The 19,408-nt window shown below is 64.6% G+C and carries 16 protein-coding genes; 6 read left to right on the forward strand and 10 right to left on the reverse strand.

The window, feature by feature from the left end; all coding sequences use genetic code 11:
* Positions 1–87: 87 nt before the first annotated feature.
* The 3 genes from UIB01_RS05565 to UIB01_RS05575 form a co-directional block, all read right to left on the reverse strand.
* A complete protein-coding gene (locus UIB01_RS05565; RefSeq protein ID WP_038657659.1) occupies positions 88–1,179 on the reverse strand; it encodes a BMP family ABC transporter substrate-binding protein in 1,092 nt (363 codons plus the stop codon).
* Between the two features lie 203 nt (positions 1,180–1,382).
* Positions 1,383–2,738: an 8-oxoguanine deaminase gene (locus tag UIB01_RS05570; RefSeq protein ID WP_038657661.1), complete on the reverse strand. Its 1,356-nt coding sequence runs from the start codon at positions 2,736–2,738 to the stop codon at positions 1,383–1,385.
* 222 nt (positions 2,739–2,960) lie between these two features.
* Positions 2,961–3,641: an SDR family oxidoreductase gene (locus UIB01_RS05575; RefSeq protein WP_038657663.1), complete on the reverse strand. Its 681-nt coding sequence runs from the start codon at positions 3,639–3,641 to the stop codon at positions 2,961–2,963.
* 204 nt (positions 3,642–3,845) lie between these two features.
* On the opposite strand from UIB01_RS05575, the gene UIB01_RS05580 reads away from it, so the two are divergent.
* Positions 3,846–6,560: a cation-transporting P-type ATPase gene (locus UIB01_RS05580; protein ID WP_038657665.1), complete on the forward strand. Its 2,715-nt coding sequence runs from the start codon at positions 3,846–3,848 to the stop codon at positions 6,558–6,560.
* 21 nt (positions 6,561–6,581) lie between these two features.
* On the opposite strand, the gene mltF is transcribed toward UIB01_RS05580, so the two are convergent.
* Positions 6,582–8,042 carry a membrane-bound lytic murein transglycosylase MltF gene (mltF, locus tag UIB01_RS05585; RefSeq protein ID WP_038657667.1) on the reverse strand — a complete coding sequence of 487 codons (1,461 nt, stop codon included), beginning with the start codon at positions 8,040–8,042 and terminating at the stop codon, positions 6,582–6,584.
* 168 nt (positions 8,043–8,210) lie between these two features.
* Here mltF and UIB01_RS05590 point away from each other — a divergent pair, with 168 nt between their 5' ends.
* Positions 8,211–8,486 (forward strand): GIY-YIG nuclease family protein, encoded by a 276-nt coding sequence (locus UIB01_RS05590; RefSeq protein ID WP_038657669.1) that lies wholly within the window; start codon positions 8,211–8,213, stop codon positions 8,484–8,486.
* 90 nt (positions 8,487–8,576) lie between these two features.
* Positions 8,577–9,515 (forward strand): glutathione S-transferase family protein, encoded by a 939-nt coding sequence (locus UIB01_RS05595; RefSeq protein WP_038657671.1) that lies wholly within the window; start codon positions 8,577–8,579, stop codon positions 9,513–9,515.
* Between the two features lie 3 nt (positions 9,516–9,518).
* Here the strand turns inward: UIB01_RS05595 and UIB01_RS05600 are convergent, their stop codons facing one another.
* The 3 genes from UIB01_RS05600 to yejK are packed head-to-tail and all read right to left on the reverse strand — an operon-like array spanning position 9,519 to position 12,188.
* Positions 9,519–10,358 (reverse strand): DUF4344 domain-containing metallopeptidase, encoded by an 840-nt coding sequence (locus UIB01_RS05600; protein ID WP_038657673.1) that lies wholly within the window; start codon positions 10,356–10,358, stop codon positions 9,519–9,521.
* Positions 10,355–11,173: a polyphosphate kinase 2 family protein gene (locus tag UIB01_RS05605; RefSeq protein ID WP_038657675.1), complete on the reverse strand. Its 819-nt coding sequence runs from the start codon at positions 11,171–11,173 to the stop codon at positions 10,355–10,357. Before UIB01_RS05605 ends, UIB01_RS05600 begins: the two co-directional genes overlap by 4 nt.
* A 7-nt stretch (positions 11,174–11,180) precedes the next feature.
* Positions 11,181–12,188: a nucleoid-associated protein YejK gene (gene yejK, locus UIB01_RS05610; protein ID WP_015276105.1), complete on the reverse strand. Its 1,008-nt coding sequence runs from the start codon at positions 12,186–12,188 to the stop codon at positions 11,181–11,183.
* Positions 12,189–12,351: 163 nt separating this feature from the next.
* Here yejK and UIB01_RS05615 point away from each other — a divergent pair, with 163 nt between their 5' ends.
* From UIB01_RS05615 to UIB01_RS05625, 3 genes are all read left to right on the forward strand, one after another.
* Positions 12,352–13,251, forward strand: coding sequence for a prenyltransferase (locus tag UIB01_RS05615; protein ID WP_038657677.1), 900 nt, complete (start codon positions 12,352–12,354; stop codon positions 13,249–13,251).
* 100 nt (positions 13,252–13,351) lie between these two features.
* The gene (locus UIB01_RS05620) at positions 13,352–14,563 is read left to right on the forward strand and encodes an MFS transporter (RefSeq protein ID WP_038657679.1); all 1,212 of its coding nucleotides are present in this window, start codon (positions 13,352–13,354) and stop codon (positions 14,561–14,563) included.
* 455 nt (positions 14,564–15,018) lie between these two features.
* Positions 15,019–15,210, forward strand: a complete 192-nt coding sequence (locus tag UIB01_RS05625; protein ID WP_003298204.1) for a hypothetical protein — start codon at positions 15,019–15,021, stop codon at positions 15,208–15,210.
* A 27-nt stretch (positions 15,211–15,237) separates the two neighbouring features.
* Here UIB01_RS05625 and rlmF read toward each other — a convergent pair whose 3' ends face one another.
* From rlmF to UIB01_RS05640, 3 genes are all read right to left on the reverse strand, one after another.
* Positions 15,238–16,233 (reverse strand): 23S rRNA (adenine(1618)-N(6))-methyltransferase RlmF, encoded by a 996-nt coding sequence (gene rlmF, locus UIB01_RS05630; protein ID WP_038657681.1) that lies wholly within the window; start codon positions 16,231–16,233, stop codon positions 15,238–15,240.
* A 69-nt stretch (positions 16,234–16,302) separates the two neighbouring features.
* A complete protein-coding gene (locus UIB01_RS05635) occupies positions 16,303–17,472 on the reverse strand; it encodes a YbfB/YjiJ family MFS transporter (protein ID WP_038657683.1) in 1,170 nt (389 codons plus the stop codon).
* 109 nt (positions 17,473–17,581) lie between these two features.
* Positions 17,582–19,408: an SLC13 family permease gene (locus UIB01_RS05640; RefSeq protein WP_038657685.1), complete on the reverse strand. Its 1,827-nt coding sequence runs from the start codon at positions 19,406–19,408 to the stop codon at positions 17,582–17,584.

Raw genomic sequence — 19,408 nt, forward strand, 5'->3', positions numbered from 1 at the left:
GCAATGCCCCCTGCGTGCGGTTCGCCAGGTGGCGGGACGGCACGCAGACTCCGCAGTGCGCCGGCACCAGGCCGGCGCGGGTGACGCTTACTTCGGCATTTCGGCCTTGACGCCTTCGACGTAGTAATTCATCGAGGCGAGGTCTTTGATGCTGGCGGTTTCGCCCTCGGCGATGCGCACTTCGCCAGCCTGGTCCTTGATCGGGCCGGTGAACGGATGGAACTCGCCGCTCTTGATGCTGGCGATGATCGCTTCGGCTTCGGTCTTCACATCGGCCGGCACCAGATCGCTGATCGGCAGGCTGATGCTCTCCTGGGCCAGACCGCCCCAGAAGTCCTCGGATTTCCAGGTGCCGGCCATCACGGCTTCGGCCGACTTGGTGTAGTGCGGGCCCCAGTCGTTGACGATGGAGGTCAGCACGGCCTTGGGCCCGAAGTGCTGCATGTCCGAGGCGTAACCGACCGAGTAGATGCCACGACGCTCGGCGGCCTGGATCGGCGCCGGGCTGTCGGTGTGCTGGAAGATCACGTCGACGCCCTGGTCGATCAGCGCGTTGGCGGCATCGGCTTCCTTGCCCGGATCGAACCAGGTGTTGACCCACACCACTTTGATCTCGGTGCCGGGGTTGTACTTGTCCAGCGCCAGCTGGATGGAGTTGATGTCGCGGATCACTTCCGGAATCGGGAAGGAGGCGATGTAGCCGACCTTCTTGGTCTTGGTCATCTTCGCCGCGAGGAAACCGCCGACGTAGCGGCCCTCATAGGAACGGGTCAGGTAGGTGCCGACGTTCTTCGCCTGCTTGTAACCGGTGGCGTGCTCGAAGGTGACCTTGGGAAACTGCTTGGCGACCTTCAGCGTGGGGTTCATGTAGCCGAAGGAGGTGGTGAAGATCAGGTCGTAGTCGCTCTTGGCCATGTTGCGGATGACCCGCTCGGCATCGGCGCCTTCCGGCACGTTCTCGACGAAGCTGGTCTTTACCTTGTCGCCGAGCTTCTCTTCCATGTACTTGCGGCCCTGCTCGTGCTGGTAGGTCCAGCCGTGGTCGCCGATCGGGCCGATATAGACGAAGCCGACTTTCAACGGATCGGCAGCCGACGCCGCTGCGGTCGTCAGTGCGGCGCTGAAGCCGATCGCTGCGGCGAGTGTGCGCAGCAGGGTTTTCCGTGAGTTGTTCTGCATGGCGGGTGACGCTCCTGTTTGTCTAGCTACAGAGCCTGTGTTGGCTGATAGCTGGTTAGCAAAAAGCTGACCAACTGGACAGATACCTTGGTTGTGCCGGATTGCGGCCGCTTCGACTCGACGCCGGCGCCCGAGCGAGGCTTGCGCTGGTGCGCCAGTAATCCACGCCGCCCAGCTTTGGTGCAAGCCTCGATCATGATTGCTCAGCCGTTTACCAATTGTCGGGCTGCCTGCCGGTGATCGGTGATCAGTCCCTGCACGTCGAGGCCTTCGACCTGGCCGTCGATGACGCGCCATTTGCCGCCGACCATCACCCGGTCCGCACGGTCGGCGGCGCAAAGCAGCAACGCAGCGATGGGATCGTGGCTGCCGGAGAAGCGCAGTTCGTCCAGCTTGAAAAGGGCAAGATCGGCCTGTTTGCCGACTGCCAGCTCGCCGATGTCGCTACGTCCAAGCAAACGTGCCGAGCCGCGGGTCGCCCAACCGAGCACCTTCTCTGGGGTGATTTTCTCGGCGCCGTAGCGCAGGCGCTGGATGAACAGCGCCTGACGCGCTTCGAGCATCATGTTGGAAGCATCGTTGGAGGCCGAACCGTCGACGCCCAGGCCGATGATGGCGCCTTTCTCCTCCAGCTCAAGCGTGTGGCAGATGCCGGAGGCCAGGCGCATGTTGGAACTCGGGCAATGGCAGATGCCGACCGCGGCTGCACCCAGGCGGTGAATCTCCACCTGATTGAAGTGAATGCCATGGGCCAGCCAGGTTCGCGGGCCGAGCCAGCCGACGCTCTGCAGGTAGTCCACGGTGCGCATGCCGAAGCGTTTCGCGCAGAACTCTTGCTCGTCCAACGTTTCGGCCAGGTGGGTGTGCAGACGCACATCGCGCGCTTCGGCCAGCTCCGCGCAGGTGCGCATGATGTCGGTGGTGACCGAGAACGGCGAGCAGGGCGCCAGGGCGATCTGTATCTGCGCACCGTCGCCGCGCTCGTGGTAGCGGTCGATCAGCCGCTCGCTGTCGGCAAGAATGGTCTCGGCGTCCTGCACCACGCTTTTGCAGGGCAGGCCGCCGTTTTCCTTGGACAGGTTCATCGAACCGCGGGTGAGCATGGCGCGCATGCCCAGCTCGCGGACGGCCTCGACCTGGATGTCGATGGCGTCCTCGAGCCCGCCCGGAAACAGGTAGTGGTGGTCCGCCGCCGTGGTGCAGCCGGACAGCAACAATTCGGCAAGCGCCACCTTGCTCGCCAGCTGCAATGCCTCTGGAGTGAGTCGCGCCCAGACCGGGTAGAGCGTCAGCAGCCAGTTGAACAGTGGCTCGTTGACCACCGGCCCCCAGGCGCGGGTAAGGGTCTGGTAGAAATGGTGATGGGTGTTGACCAGCCCCGGAAGCACCACGTGCTCGCGGGCGTCGAAGGTCTCGTCCACCGGCAGTGAGGGCGAGGCCCCAGCGGCGAGCATTTCGACAATGACGCCGTTCTCGACCACCAGCCCGCCAGGGGCACGGTGGTCGTTTGCGGTGAACAGAGCGAGGGGATTCTTGATCCAAATTCGATGAGCAGGCATGGCCGGCTTTCTCCTGAAGGGTTGAGTTCAGAGTAGCCAGCTCAGTTATGCCCTGTCTGCTGATCCAGGGGGCAGGGGTGGTGTCTCTGCCGCGGGTCGAAAGATAAGGGATGTCACAGGGGCTGCCAAGGGCTGGTTCGTGGGAGCGGTCTTGACCGCGAATGAATCCGGCACCGACCCTAGTCTTTCGCAGACAAGCCCCCATGGACGCGCTCGCAGCGATTACCAGGGCAGCGGATCGCCCTGGTAATCCAGATACCAATGCCCGCCCTGACCAATCGCCCGGGTAACCTGCTCAACCATCCCCCGCGTGCTGGTCTCGACATCCAGCGGTGCCTGGTCGCCACCCATGTCGGTCTTGACCCAACCCGGATGCATCGACAGCACGGTCAGCTTCGTTTCGCCCAACCCAGCAACAAAGGTGCGCGTCATGTGATTCAGCGCGGCCTTGCTCGCGCCGTACAGGTCCATGCCCATGCCTGGACCGGTTTCGACGCTGCCGAGGATCGAACTCATGAAGACGATCATGCCCTGCTGAGGATCGACCAGCGGCAACAACCGCTCGGCCAGGCGCACTGGGGCGACCGCGTTGGTGTAGAACAGCTGGCCGACTTCCGTTTGCGTGGCTTGCGTGGCCGGTTTGTCCTGCGGGCCGGCAACGCCGGCATTGACGAACAGCACGTCGAGCCGGGTGCCGGACAAGCGTTTGGCCAGTTCGTCTACGCTGCTTGCATCGTCCATATCCAGCGTTTCGACGCGCACCTGCGGTATCTGGCGCAGCGTGTCGGCGTGCTGCGGATCGCGTACCGTGGCGATCACCTGCCAGCCTGCGCTGGAGAACTGCTTGGCCAGGCCGAGGCCCAGACCGCGGGAAGCGCCGATGATGAGTACGGTTTTTTGCATGGTGCGTCCTCGGAATTCATGACAGGCCGGCAAGCATAGCGCGGCGGAAACTTTTCCGGCGTAAAGGCGGCGTGCGGCGTTCGACCGCTGCACGAGTGTTGCAAGCCGTTTCCCGGCGATGGCGCCGAAGGCTCTGTTTCGGCTCTTATGGGCTAGCTCTGCCGGTGCGCCCGGAAGCACCGAATCAACGATCAGGGGGATCCGATGCCCGAACAGCAAACCCAGTCGAACCGCTGGCACGCGCGCCAGACCGATGAGGCATTGCTTGCGCTGGAGTCTTCGAGCGCCGGCCTAACCGACGAGCAGGCCCAGCAGCGGCTGCTCAAGTACGGTCCCAATCGGCTCGACGAGGCCAAGCCTGCGAGCATCTGGCAGCGACTGCTGCGCCATGTGAACAACGTGCTGCTTTACGTGCTGATCGCCGCGGCACTGGTCACTGCATTGATGGGGCATTGGGTCGATACCTTCGTCATTCTGGCGGTGGTGGTACTTAACGTGGTGATTGGTTTCGTTCAGGAAGGCAAGGCCGAGAAGGCGCTGCAGGCGATCCGTCATCTGCTTGCGCCCCGGGCGGTGGTGCTGCGTGACGGTCGCCAGCAGGACATCGATGCCGCCGAGCTGGTGCCCGGCGATATTGTGCTGCTGGCGTCGGGCGATAGCCTGCCGGCCGATGTGCGTTTGCTGCAGGCACGCAACCTGCGCGTCGACGAGGCCGCCCTGACCGGTGAATCGGTCCCCGTCGACAAGCAGGTCGACGCCGTGGCCGATGATGCCTCTATCGGTGATCGCCTCTGCATGGGTTATGCCGGTACGCTGGTGACCCAGGGCCAGGCACGCGCTGTGGTGGTCGCCACCGGTGGTGCCACCGAGATGGGCCGCATCGGCCGCATGCTGGAGTCGGTGGAGCAGGGCACCACACCGCTACTGCGCAAGATGGAGGAATTCGGCCGCATCCTGACCGTGGTCATCCTGGCGACCGGCGCGTTGCTGTTTCTCTTCGGCACGCTGGTGCGCGGTATGGGCGTCGGCGAGATGTTCATGGCGGCGGTTGGGCTGTCGGTTGCGGCGATTCCGGAGGGCTTGCCAGCGATCATGACCATCACCCTGGCCATCGGCGTACAGCGCATGGCCACCCGCAACGCGGTGATCCGGCGCCTGCCGGCGGTGGAGACCCTGGGTTCGGTGACGGTGATCTGCTCGGACAAGACCGGCACGCTGACTCGCAATGAGATGACCGTGCAGCAGGTGATCTGCGCCGGCCAGTCGCTGGAAGTCGAAGGTGCTGGTTACGCGCCGCAGGGTGCGTTCCTGTTCGAAGGTTCAGCAGTCGAACCGGCCGTGTTGCAGGGGCGCTCCCCGGCGGCTCGTGCCCTGGTGGAGGCGGCGGCACTGTGCAATGACGCCAGCTTGCACGAGAAGGATCAGGCCTGGGTGTTGGCCGGCGACCCCACCGAAGGCGCATTGCTGACCCTGGCGATGAAGGCGGGGTTGTCGCCGACAGCCCTGCAGGTCGATCGGCCGCGGCTGGACGTGATTCCCTTCGAGTCCGAGCACCGTTTCATGGCGACGCTGCATGCCTGCGAAGGCGCGCGTGAAGTGCTGCTCAAGGGCGCGCCGGAACGCGTGCTGGCGATGTGTTCCTACCAGCTCGAAGCCGATGGCAAGGAGCAGGCGCTGGACGAAGCGCACTGGCACGAGCAGATCGAGGCGCAGGCGCGTGCCGGTCGACGCGTGTTGGCTCTGGCCCGGCGCAGGCTGGCCGCCGGCAAGGAGCATCTCGACCATGCGGATGTCGCCGGTGGCCTTACGCTGCTCGGTTTGGTCGGCATCATCGATCCGCCACGCGACGAGGCGATAACCGCCGTGGCGCAGTGCCGTGCTGCCGGCATTCGCGTGGTGATGATCACCGGTGACCACGGGGTGACCGCCAGCGCCATCGCCCGGCAGCTTGGTATGGGCGATGACATTAAAGCGATTACCGGGCCCGAGCTGGAGCTGATGGACGAAGCGGCCATGCGCGAGGCCGTCGCCGAGGCCCGCGTGTTCGCCCGCGCCAGCCCGGAACACAAGCTGCGTCTGGTGCGCGCGCTGCAGGCCAACGGCGAGGTGGTCGCCATGACCGGCGACGGCGTCAACGATGCGCCGGCGCTGAAGCAGGCGGACGTCGGCGTGGCCATGGGCATGAAAGGCACCGAGGCAGCCAAACAGGCTGGCGCGATCGTGCTGGCGGACGACAATTTCGCCTCCATCGCCCACGCAGTGGAAGAGGGGCGGACGGTCTACGACAACCTGCGCAAGACCGTGACCTTCCTGCTGCCGATCAACGGTGGCGAGTCGTTGTCGCTGCTGCTCGCCGTGCTGCTTGGCATCGCATTGCCGATCACCCCGGTGCAGGTGCTCTGGGTCAACATGGTCAGCTCGGTGGCGCTGGCGCTGGTGCTGGCCTTCGAGCCGACCGAGGCGGATGTGATGCAGCGACCGCCCCGGCGACCGGACGAGCCCATGCTGTCACGCTTCGTCATCTGGCGGATCTTCTTCGTCTCGGCGCTGTTTCTCGCCGGCATCTTCGGCATGTACCAGTGGATGCTGTCTCAGGGCGCGACGGTCGAGGCGGCGCGCACGGTAGCGGTGAATACACTGGTCTGCATGGAGGTGTTCTATCTGTTCAGCGTGCGTTACCTGAAGGCGCCGTCCTTCACCGTGCAAGGCGTGAAGGGCACGCCACGGGTGCTGGTGGCGGTGTTCGGCGTGTTCGCGCTGCAGTTGCTGTTCACCTACGCGCCATTCATGCAGTCGCTGTTCGCCTCCGAGGCGCTGTCGTTGACCACCGGCGTACTGGTGGTGCTCGCCGGGGTGGCGGTGCTGGTGATTCTGGAAATCGAGAAGGCGTTGCTGCGTCGCGTCGGGGCTGGGCCGTGAGGCAGTCTGGCCGCCTGGCAGTCAGAGCGGCGGCAGTTCTTCCATCAGGTCAGTGGCATAGATGCCAGGGATGTGCAGGTCGCTCTTGGCGAGCTGCTGGCCTTCCATCTGCGGCTGGGTCACCCAGGTAAGGATGTCGTAATAGCGGCGGATGTTGGCCACGAAGTGCACGGGCTCGCCGCCGCGGGCGTAACCATAACGGGTCTTGCTGTACCACTGCTTCTGCGACAGACGCGGCAGCATCTGTTTCACGTCCAGCCATTTGTTGGGGTCGAGCCCTTCGGCTTCGGCCAGCTTGCGCGCATCTTCCAGATGACCACCACCGACGTTGTAGGCGGCGAGGGCGAACCAGGTGCGATCCGGCTCTTCGATGCTCTCCGGCAGGCCCGCATGGATCTTGACCAGGTACTTGCCGCCGCCCTGGATACTCTGCACCGGGTCGAGGCGGTTGGTCACGCCCATCGCATTCGCGGTGCGCAAGGTCAGCATCATCAGGCCGCGCACGCCGGTCTTGGAGGTGGCCTCCGGTTGCCAGTGGGACTCCTGGTAGCCGATCGCGGCGAGCAGACGCCAGTCGATGCCATGTTGCTTGGCCGTGTCGCGGAAGGCCTTTTCGTAACGCGGCAGCCGTTGCTGCAGGTGCTTGGCGAAGGCGTAGGCGCCGACGTAACCGAGCACGTCGACATGGCCGTAGTAGCGCTCGCGCAGCCGCTGCAGCGTGCCGTTCTGCTGAGCCTGTTCGAGGAAGGCGTTGGCGGCCTTGAGCAGGCTGTCGTCCTCGCCCTTGGCGACGATCCAGGCGAGGCTGTTCTGCTCGCCCACATCGAAACCGGCGCGGATGTTGGTGAAATACACCTGGTTCATGGACATCTCGTTGGATTCCACCAGGGTCAGGTCGATCTGTCCTTCATCGACCATGCGCAGCAGGTCGACCACTTCCACCGCATCCGATTCCTCGTAGCGCAGCTCCGGATACTCCAGCTGCAGCGAGGCGAGTTTTTCCGCCTGGCTGCTGCCCTTGAGCACCAGGATGCGCTTGCCGATCAGGTCCTGCGGGCTGGTCGGCCGGCGCTGGCCGCTGCGGTAGACCACCTGGGTGGTGACGTCGAGATAGGAGCGGGTGAAGCGTGCCAGTTCCAGCCGACTTTCGCTGGCGACCAGGCCAGCTGCGGCCAGCGCGGGGCCGCCAGGGCGGTTCAGGCGGTTGAAGATTTCGTCGATGTTGTCCGCGGTTTCAATCTGCAGCTCGACACCGAGATTGTTGGCGAAACGCTTGACCAGCTCGTACTCGAAGCCGGCCTCGCCGTTGCGATCCTGGAAATAGGTGGAAGGGCTGTTGCGGGTGATCACGCGCAGTACGCCTTCCTCCTGTATACGCTCCAGCTCGCTGGGCTTTTCGGCGCAGCTGCTGAGCATCAGGAAGAGTCCGGTCGCCAACAGCCAGGTGGCGCAGCGCTTGCGGAACACGGTTTGGGCAAACATCGGCGCAGTATACGCAAAGGCGAACCGCCACCATATCTGGACAGCTAACTGGCACTCTGCTAAGCGGGCAACGCAAGCGATGATGCAAGACCGCTGGCAACTGGAAGCTGCGGGCGAGTTGGGCATAATGCCCGCCCGACCTGCCCTTGCATCGAGGCGTTCTTTTTCATGACCGAGGTGATGCTCAAACCCTGGTTCGTCTACCTGGTCCGTGCCGCTAACGGTGCGTTGTACTGCGGTATCAGCGACGACGCGCAGCGGCGCTTTGCCGAGCATCAGCGTGGGCGTGGCGCGCGGTTCTTTCACTCCAGCCCGGCGCAGGCGCTGGTTTACGTCGAGGCCTGCGCCAGCAAGAGCGATGCGCTGCGGCGGGAGATCGCCATCAAGCGGTTGGACAAGCGTGCCAAGGAGCGCTTGGTGGCCCTCGCCGCTCCGGTCGCGTGAATGATGCGTTAATCAGCCGGTAGGCTGGCTTGGGCGGAGCGTCTAAGCTGATGTTCCTCTAACTCACCCATTCATCTGGCGGAGCCTGCTATGCACGAGCTGATCCTGCACCACTATCCCACCTCGCCCTTTGCCGAAAAGGCGCGTCTGATGCTGGGTTTCAAGCAGTTGTCCTGGCGCTCGGTGATGATTCCGCCGGTCATGCCCAAGCCCGATCTCACCGCGCTGACCGGTGGTTATCGGCGCACGCCGGTGCTGCAAGTCGGTGCCGATGTGTATTGCGATACAGCGTTGATCGCGCGTCGCCTCGAAGCGGAGAAGGCCACTCCGGCGCTGTTTCCGGAGGGGCAGGAATTTGCAGCCGCGACACTGGCCAAGTGGGCCGATTCAGTATTGTTCCTGAATGCGGTGAGTCTGGTGTTTCAGCCGGAATCAATGGCTTTGCGATTTGCCCAGGTGCCCAAGGACTTCGTCCAGACCTTCAGCAAGGACCGCGCGCAGCTATTCGCCAATGGCTCGGTCAGTCGCGTTCCGCTTGAGCAGGCGAAGAACGACTGGCCGACCTTCATGACGCGGCTGCAACAGCAACTGGCGCGCGAGGAGGGTGAATTCCTGCTGGGTGGGGCGCCGTCGATCGCCGACTTCGCCGTCGCACATTGCCTGTGGTTTCTGCGCGCAACGCCGGTCACCGCGCCGCTGGTAGATGACTATCCGGAGGTCCGGGCCTGGCTGGGCAAGGTGCTCGGCGTGGGACATGGCTCAAGCAGCGAGCTGTCCGCTGAAGATGCTCTGCGTATCGCTCTGGAGGCCGAGCCGGCCGCGCTGCCGGACGAGGATTTCGCAGAGCCCAACGGCTTCCACGAAGGTCAGCAAGTCGCTATCGCGGCGGTGGATTACGGCGCCGACCCGGTCGAGGGCGAACTGGTATTTGCCGGTATGGAGGAGCTGATCCTGCGCCGTAGCGATGATCGAACCGGTGTCGTGCACGTGCACTTCCCGCGTGTGGGCTATCGGATCGAGGCGCGCTGAAGTTTAGTGCGGCGCGGCTGCAGCGCTGCGCAGCCGCGGCAGTTCCGCAGCCAGGTCGCGGAAGTAGGCGATGCGCTCGTAGCACAGGGTGAGTTCGCCGCTGATGCGGTTGAACCAGGCGTCCGGAGCGCCGCAGGTGCTCATGCGCAAGGTCAGATCGCGGGGCAGGTCGAAGGCATCGCTGGCCTTGGCCGCGACCGCTTCGAGTTCGCCGCTGGCGCGAATCTTTTCCAGCAATTCGGCACCACCGGGCAGATGCCCGGGTGGTGTGTCGTAGATCACCTGAATACGGTGCCGCGCCGGTTGCTCGTCGCTGCGGCCGAAATGCTCGCGAAACCACTCCACCGCGTGAGCTGCCTGCGCGTATTCCTCGGGACAGTACAGCGCACGTTCCACCGGTAACCCACTGACCTCCAGCACCCAGTCGAGCCGGTCCGGATCGCTGCCGTAGGCCAGGCAGGCGATGTTGTAGAAGCGTTGCGCATCCAGCGCATGGCTGTCCCAGACGGGCACCTGTGCGCCGTTGCGCTCCGCGTTTTGCCATTCCAGACGCCAGTAATCGGCGACGTCCATCAGCTTGGCGTAGAAGTCGTCGCGGTGTTGTTCCTGCTGCAGCAGGAACAGGCCCATGAAACCCAGCTGGTCAGCAGCATCTTCCTCACGGCCCAGTACCGGCAGTTGCAGTTCGCTGATCAGCAGGTGCCCCATCTCATGCATCAGGGTGAATTCGGAATTGGCGACCGTGAAGCGGACCTCGTCCACCGACAGTTCCGCTGCCGGGTCGCCTTGCTGCGCGTGCGCCAACAGCGGCAGAAGCAGCGGCAGCAGAGCGAGAAGCTTCATGGCGTGCTGTCCAGATCGGCATGGGTGAATGGCGCCGGGCGTGTCGGCCAGGTGAGCGCCAGGCGCTCGAATTCGCGGGCGAGCAGGCTGGCCACGAGCAGGTCGCGCAGCCAGCGGTGGTCGGCCGGTATCACGTACCAGGGCACCGTATCGCTGTGGCTGTGGCGCAGCACTTCGGCCCATTGCGTCTGCTGCCGGGCGAAGTTGCGGTGGTCCTGCAGATCGCCGAGGGTCAGCTTCCAGCGCTTCTCCGGCTGCTCCAGGCGTCGATGCAAACGCTGTTTCTGCTCGTCAACGGACAGTTGCAGGTAGCACTTGAGCGGGTGGATTCCATGGGCTGGCAGCTGGCGTTCGAAAGACTCGATCGCGGCCCGACGCAGCGGGATGTCGGCGGGTGTGCACAGGCTATCGCGTAGATCGCTGACCAGCGCCTCGTAGTAGCTGCGGTTGAATGCGCCGAGCATGCCGGGCCTGGGCAGACACGCTCGGTAGCGCCAGAGGAAGTCATGCTGACGTTCCTCCTCGCTTGGCGCCTGGAAACTGTGCGGAGAAAGGCCCAGTGGGTCGAGGCCTGCGAGCACGCGGCGGATTACGCCGTTCTTGCCGGAGCAGTCCGGGCCCTGCAGCACGAGTAGCAAGGCATCGCGGCGATTGGCCCAGAGCATGGTCTGCTGTACCCGTAGCCAGTCTTTCAGGCTTGCCAGCTGCACCTGTGCCTGTGCTTTGTCGAGGCCGTAACCGCGTGCCGGATCGCGCGCCAGCGGTGCCGCCGGGTCGCACAGGCAGTCATCGAGAATGGCGTCCGCCAGGCGCATGGCGCGGTCAGTCCTTGCGCCGCTTGAGCTGGTCCTTCAGCTGGGTTGGCAGCTGGCGGATGATCAGCATGTCGCGCGCCTCGTCGTACTCGACCTTCGAGCCCAGCAGATGCGACTCGAAGCTGATCGACAGCCCTTCGGCGCGCCCGGTGAAGCGCTGAAACTGGTTGAGCGTGCGCTTGTCGGCCGGAATCTCTGGCGACAGGCCGTAGTCCTTGTTGCGGATGTGCTCGTAGAACGCGCGTGGGTTTTCCTCATCGATCACCCCGGACAGCTCCTCCAGCGACATCGGCTCGCCGATCTTCGCCTGGCTGCTGGCGTAGCCGACCAGCGCGCTGGTCTTCTCCCGCGCTTTTTCTTCGGGCAGGTCCTCGCTTTCGACGTAGTCGCTGAAGGCCTTGAGCAGCGTGCGCGTCTCGCCCGGGCCGTCGACGCCTTCCTGGCAGCCGATGAAGTCGCGGAAGTACTCGGACACCTTCTTGCCGTTCTTGCCCTTGATGAAGGAGATGTACTGCTTGGACTGCTTGTTGTTCTGCCACTCGGAGATGTTGATCCGCGTCGCCAGGTGCAGCTGGCCGAGGTCCAGGTGCCGGGCTTCGGTCACGTCCAGCGAGTCGGTAACGGTGACGCCGTTGCTGTGGTGCAGCAGGGCGATGGCCAGGTAATCGGTCATGCCCTGCTGGTAGTGGGCGAACAGCACGTGACCACCGGTGGACAGGTTGGATTCCTCCATCAGCTTCTGCAGGTGCTCGACTGCCTGGCGGCTGAATGCGGTGAAGTCCTGATTGCCTTCCATGTACTGCGCGAGCCAGCCGCTGAACGGATAAGCGCCGGACTCCTCGTGAAAGAAGCCCCAGGCCTTGCCCTGCTTGGCGTTGTAGCTCTCGTTGAGATCGGCCAGCAGGTTTTCGATGGCCTGGGAGTTGCCCAGCTCCGAGTCACGGGCATGAAGCACGGCGGGGGTGCCGTCCGGCTTTTTCTCGATCAGATGGACGATGCAGTGGCGGATGGGCATGGTGGTCTCACGGCTGGAATGCAACAGGTTGGGCAGTTTACCCGAGAGCGGGTGGTGCGTGCCTGCAGCCGAAGCTGCGGTCTGGCGGAGTCGATCTGTGTCAAGGACGCCTCGCGGCGTTGGGGTTAGCCTGCCGTACACAGGACGATAGCGGGAGGCACAGATGAGCGGAACCTTGGACTGGCTGGGTGTGGCGCGCGGTCGTTTTCTGCTGCTCACGCTGAGCTGCGTGGCGCTCGGGCTGGCCTTAGCAGCGCGCGGGAGCGCGGAAGCGATGCCCTACAGTGATGCACTGCTGGTGATGCTCGGCGCCCTGGCCGCCCATGTGGCAGTCAATGCGCTCAACGAATGGGGTGATTACCGCAGTGGCCTGGACCTGCAGACCCGCCGCACGGCGTTCAGCGGTGGCAGCGGCACCTTGGTGACCCATCCGCATCTGCTGGGTCGCACATTGCTGCTCGGTCTCGGCAGCCTGCTGACCTGCGCGCTGATCGGCCTGTTCTTCCTGCTGCGCCAGCCGCCGCTGTTGCTCAGTCTGGCGCCGGTTGGTCTGGTGGGGCTGCTGCTGGTGCTGCTTTACACGCCCTGGCTGACCCGCCACCCTTGGCTGTGCCTGTTCGCGCCGGGCCTGGGATTCGCGCTGATGGTGCTGGGTACGCGCATCGTTCTCGGCGGCGCCCCGGATCTTGGCGATCTGTGGTTGATCCTGACTCCTCTGCTGCTCTGCAACAACCTGCTGTTGCTCGGCCAGTTTCCGGACATTGATGCCGACCGCGCTGTCGGCCGGCGTACCCTGCCGATGCATATCGGCTGCGGCAACGCCGTGCGCGTGGCGCTTGCGCAGTGGTTGCTGGCCTACGGTGTACTCCTGGCTGTGCTGGCGCAGCCAGGTCTGGCCGGTGGCGCACTCGGCCTGTTGACCTTGCCGCTGGCTCTGCGGGCGGCCTGGTTGCTGCGTCGCGAACCGCTGCAGGCGCAACGCCTGCTGCCGGCATTGGGGCTGAACGCCGCGATCAGCGTAGCGACCCCGCTGTTGATGGCCGTAGGGTTGATGGCGCTTTAGCGTTCCACGAGAGCGGAGGGCACCCGATCGGACACATGGGGTGACGAAAGAAAGGCTTAACTGAGTAAACTGGTCGCCTTTTCTTCGAGGAATGACACCCATGACCGCTGCATGGCGCAACTCTGCCTGGATTCTCGCTGGTGGCTCGCTGATCCTTGCGATTTCCCTCGGCGTGCGCCACGGGTTCGGTCTGTTCCTGCCGCCTATGAGTGCCGAGTTCGGCTGGGGCCGTGAGGTGTTCGCGTTCGCCATTGCGATACAGAACCTGATCTGGGGGCTGGTGCAACCGGTCACCGGCGCGTTGGCGGATCGCTTCGGCGTGGCCCGTGCGGTGCTGATCGGCGGCATTCTCTACGCCGTGGGCCTGGCGTTGATGGCGGTGTCCGATTCACCGACGACGCTGACGTTGAGTGCCGGGCTGCTGATCGGGCTGGGGCTGTCAGGTACCTCGTTCTCAGTCATCCTCGGTGCAGTGGGGCGGGCGGTGCCGCCGGAGAAGCGCAGCATGGCGATGGGCATCGCCAGTGCCGCCGGCTCCTTCGGCCAGTTCATCATGCTGCCGGGCAGCCTGGGTCTCATCGAGTGGCTGGGGTGGTCCTCGGCGCTTATGGCGCTTGGCTTGCTGGTGGCGCTGATCGTGCCGCTTGCGGGGATGATGCGCAGTCCGGCGCAGGCGCCCGCGGCACCCGGCACGCAGCAGTCACTGGGCGAGGCGCTGCGCGAGGCAGCCGGGCATTCCGGGTTCCGTCTGCTGGCCCTGGGCTTCTTCGTCTGCGGCTTCCAGGTGGTCTTCATCGGCCTGCACCTGCCGGCCTATCTGGTCGATAAGCACCTGCCGGCGCAGGTCGGCACCACTGTTTTGGCACTGGTTGGGCTGTTCAATGTGGTCGGCACCTATACCGCCGGTTGGCTGGGCAGCTGCTATTCGAAACCGAAGCTGCTGGCCGGGTTGTACCTGATTCGCGGCGTGGTGATCAGTATCTTCCTGCTGGCACCATTGAGTGTCTGGAGCGCCTATGCATTCGGTATTGCCATGGGCTTGCTCTGGCTGTCCACGGTGCCGCTGACCAACGGCACCGTGGCGACTATGTTCGGCGTGCGCAACCTGTCGATGCTTGGCGGCATCGCCTTTCTCTTCCATCAGCTGGGCTCGTTCTTCGGCGGCTGGCTTGGCGGTTGGCTGTACGACCGCACTGGCAGCTACGACCTGGTCTGGCAGATCGCAATCGCGCTGAGCCTGATGGCAGCGGTGCTCAACTGGCCGATTCGTGAGCAGCCGGTCGAGCGCTTGCGCGAGGCGCAGGTCAACTGATGAAGCCGCTCTGGCTGGGTCTGGCCGGCGCGCTGCTGCTGGGCCTGCTGGCGCTTGCCTGGTGGGGCTGGCAGCGCGGCGGCCTGGCGCTCCTACAGATGGGCCTGGGCACCTGCTGAAGCAGCTCCTGCTCGATCTCCTGATTCCTTCTTTTTAGCGTGGCCGGCATGTCTGGCCGCACTGCCAGCGATTACCGCTCAGGTACCCACGTCTGTAGTCCGCGAGCGGCGACGAACGTGACGGAATCAATTCGGTATTCATCGCTCCAAAGCGAAGCGGCGTAGAAGAAATTAAGAACAAATCGCCGGTTCTTAGCAGCAACCTACCGGCTTTTGTGCGTGTACGCCTGCGATCAAGTGGCAGCCCTGCAACCCTGTTCTACGGCTCGGCTGTCGCATAACCGTCATCAACAGTTGGTAAATACCTGCGGCACGCAGTCAATGGAGCAACAAGCAATGTCCACCCTTACCGAACTCGCCCAACAAATCGCCAAGCTCTATCCGTTGAAGGACAAGCGTGTAGGCAAGCGTTATCGCGTGGTAGGCGAGCTGGCCGGGATGACCGAACTGGAAGAGATCAACGGTGAACCGCGCTATATCCAGACCATGGCGCTGAAGAACAAGCAGCTCTGGGACGTGGCGGTCTAACGCCCTCCGTTGGCGCCTGCCTGAATTTCACCCTTTCGGCCAGCGCTCGGCGCGCCAGTTCGTCTGCTCAGCTTCGGTCAGAAACGTCCAGGCGACGAAGCGGCTCTTCTTCTGTCCCTGAGCCATGTCCAGCGTGCGCACCTGCCGGGCACCGAGGCGCTTGAGCCGCGCCTCCAGTGGCGCCACGTTGGCGCCCTTCGATACCAATGTGCTGAACCAGTAGACCTGTCCGGCGAACGCGACGCTTTCCTCCGCCATGCGCGCGACAAAGGCCGCTTCGCCACCTTCGCACCAGAGCTCCGCCGCCTGACCGCCGAAATTGAGCGCGGGTAGTTTGCGGCTGGGATCAAGCTTGCCAAGGTTGCGCCACTTGCGCTGGCTGCCACTGCTGGCTTCGGCCTGCGACGCATGGAAGGGCGGGTTGCACAACGTCAGGTCGAAGCGATCCTCCGGCAACACCATGCCCTTGAAGATGTGCTTCGGCGCGGTCTGCTGTCTTAGTTCGATGGCCCAGGCGAGGCCATTGGCCGAGACGATGGTGCGTGCCGAGGCCAGAGCCGTAGCATCGATATCACTGCCGGTGAAGCGCCAGCCGTATTCGCGATGGCCGATCAGCGGGTAGATGCAGTTGGCGCCGGTGCCGATGTCCAGCGCGTGAATGGCGGTGCCGCGGGGAATGGCGCTGGCATCGTTCTGCGCGAGCAGATCGGCCAGTCCGTGCAGGTAATCAGCGCGCCCTGGCACCGGCGGGCACAGGTAGCCTGGCGGAATGTCCCAGTGCTGGATTCCGTAGAACTGCCTGAGCAGCGCGCGATTGAACACCCGCACCGCATCGGGGTTGGCGAAGTCGATGCTCTGCTTGCCGTAGGGATTGAGGATGACGTACTCGGCCAACTCCGGGCAGCCGGCGATCAGCGCCGGGAAGTCGTAGCGGCCGGTATGGCGATTGCGTGGATGCAATACGGCCTTGCCGGGTTCGGCACGGACGGGCTGCGAAGGCGGGGGGGTGGCTTTGCGCGGCATTTGATCGGCGGAGGTTGGCGGCTGGGGCGCGCATTGTCCCACAACCGCTGCTGACGGATAGGCTTGATGCTAGCGGCGACGGGGCACCATCAGCATCCAGAACAGCCCCCAGAGCAGCGCACCCGCGCCGAGCCAGAAGGCACTGTGCAGGCTGCCGCCCATGCCCATCCAGATACTCGTCAGCCAGGGTGCGGCGAGCTGGGTCAGGCCGTAGAGTGCGATCAGCGCCGCTGATAGCCGCGGTCCCTGGTGTGGATGCAGCGCCCGCGCCAGACGCTGGGTCAGCAGTACCGTACCGAGGAAGGTCCCGCCGACCAGCACCGCACAGAGCAGGATGCCGACGGCCCCGGGCAGCAGCAGCGCGGCGAGCACGCCGAGCAGCTGGGTGAGATAGCTCAGGCGCAAGGCGATGTCGTCGCCCATGCGCACGCCGAGGCGATTCCAAAGCCAGGGCGACGGCAGCGTTGCCAGTGCGACGACCAGCCAGCTGCCACCAATCAGGAAATCCCCTGGCTCGACCTGCAAGCGCGCGACCATCGGCAGAAACGTCATCGGCAGGATGTAGCCCATCCCAGCACCGGCGTAAGAAAGAAACAGTGGCGTGCTGGAGCGATCGAGCAGCTTGCCGCTGGGTGGCTCCGCCGAAGGATGAGCCTTTTCCTCGTCGGGCACGTCCAGCCGCGACAGCTGGCGCCAGCCCCACCAGGCCAGCGGTATCGACAGCAGCGCCGCCGGCCACCAGCGCTCGGCACCGAGCAGATACCCATCGCTCAGGCTCACCAGTAGGCTGGAGAGAATCAGGCCGACGCAGACGCCGAGATAGACCAGGCCGCTGGAGGACACGCGCTGCTGGCGTGCCAGCCATTCGAGGATCAGCGAGGGCGCCTGGACGAACACCAGGCCGTTGCTGATTCCGTTGGCCAGGCGCAAGGCAGCCAGGGCATCGGCGGATTCGGCCTGGGTCTGTAGCAGGCTGCTCAACACGTGCAGCCCTAGCGCCCAAGGCAACGTGCGGCGGATCTGTGCGACGCGATGCCAGCGCACCGCGAGCAGGGCGCCGATCAGATAGCCGAGGTAGTTCCAGCTGGCGATGCTGGCGCCTTCCTGCACGCTGAGCAGACCGTCCTCCACCAGCCAGGGCAGCAGCGGGGTATAGACGAAGCGGCCAAGGCCATGGACGACCAACAACAGAACGGCACCGGCCAGCAGGACCGGAAACAGGGCGACACGCTGAGGCATGGAATCTGTTCTTCTTAGAATGAGAGCTGGAGCTTAACGGCTGGACCTTACCGCCGCCATGCCACTTTTCTACAGCGACACATGTGCCGGCGATCCGCTGCCAGTTAGATCAAAGCGGGAACAGCAGCGGAACCAGCGCCACGGAAACCGCCATCACCAGAAGTGTGAAGGGCACACCGATGCGTACGAAATCAGCGAAGCGATACTGTCCTGGGCCGAGCACCAGGGTGTTCACCGGTGAGGAAATCGGTGTCATGAACGCGGCCGAGGCGGCCAGGGCGACGATCATGGCGAACGGGTAGGGCGAGGCGCCCAGCTGTTCGGCGGTGGAAAGCGCGACGGGCGCCATCAGCACAGCTGTCGCCGTATTGGAGATGAACAGCCCGATCAGCGCGGTGAGCAGGAATAGGCAGGCAAGCAGCGCATGCGGGCCGGCGTCGCCGAGCAGGCCGACCAGCCCGGAGGTCGCCAGGGCGATGCCGCCGGTCTTCTGCAGCGCCAGCGCGAACGGCAGCATGCCGACGATCAGTATCAGGCTTTGCCAGTGGATCGCCTTGTAGGCGCTGTCCATGTCGATGCAGCGGAACAGGCCCATGACCAGGCAACCGATCAGCGCGGCGAGCACATTGGGCACCACACCGCCGACCATCAGCACGATCATCACCGCCAACCCGAGCAGCGCGAAGGGGGCCTGGTTGGCGGCCGGAGCGACGTCGTCCACTTCCGCCGGCAGGCTCAACACCAGGAAGTCGCGGCTTAGCCCCTGCAGCCGGTGGATGTGCTTCCAGCTGCCGGCGACCAGCAGGGTGTCGGCCGGCTTGAGCTTCTCATCCACCAGGAGCCCTTGCAGCGCCTCGCGGTTGCGCCTCAGACCGACAACGTTGAGCTTGTGGCGGCTGCGAAACCCGAGCTGCTGGATGGTCTTGCCCGGCAGGCGCGAATCCGGCGGCAGTGCGACCTCCGCCAGGCCCAGCTCGCGTGCATGGTCGGCGTAGTAGGACGTGCTGAGCTGCAACGGTTCCAGGCCGAGTTCCTGGTAGGCGCCGAGCAGGCCGATGGCCGGGCTGGCGAGATCGACCAGCAGCACATCACCGACAAACAGTTCGGTGTTGCCGGTGGCCATCAACAGCAGGTTGCGCAGGCGCTCGTGGCGTTCCACCGCGATCACGTTGATGCCGTACTGGCTGCGTAGTTGCAGCGCATCGAGTGCCTGGTTGGCCAGGACCGACCCCGGCAAGATCCGCAGTCGCCGCTCGCGTTCGTCCAGCCGGTAGCTCTGCGCAAGGTCGGCCAGGGTATGCCGTGGCTCCAGCGTTTCGCTGTGCTTGTCGATACCCAGCCAGCGACGCGCCAGCAGCATGTAGCCGATCCCGAGCAACAGGATCGCCAGACCGATCGGGGTGAAAGCAAAGAAGGCGAAACCTTCGAGGCCGGCGCGACGCAGCTCGCTGTTGACCACCAGATTTGGCGGCGTCGCCACCAGGGTCAGCATGCCGCTGATCAGCCCGGCAAATGCCAGCGGCATCATCAACCGCCGCGGCGATACCTTCATGCGATTGGCGATGCCGAGCACAACGGGGATGAATATCGCCACCACGCCAGTCGAGCTCATCACCGAGCCGAGCCCGGCGACGGCCAGCATCAGCAGAATCAGCAGACGAGTTTCACTGTTGCCAGCAGCGCGCATCAGCCAGTCGCCCAGGCGATAGGCGATGCCGGTACGCACCAGGCCGTCGCCGATGACGAACAGCGTGGCAATTAGCACTACGCTCGGATCGCTAAAACCGGCCAGCGCCTCTTGCACGCTGAGCACGCCGGTCAGCGGCAGGGCTACCATCGCCAGCACCGCGACTACGTCCATGCGCGGCTTGTTCAGCGCGAACAGGCCGACGCAGCCCGCCAGCAGCGCGAGGACCAGCAGCAAATCGGTGTTCAT

Origin of the sequence: Stutzerimonas decontaminans (assembly GCF_000661915.1) — a bacterium.
Taxonomy (GTDB): domain Bacteria; phylum Pseudomonadota; class Gammaproteobacteria; order Pseudomonadales; family Pseudomonadaceae; genus Stutzerimonas; species Stutzerimonas decontaminans.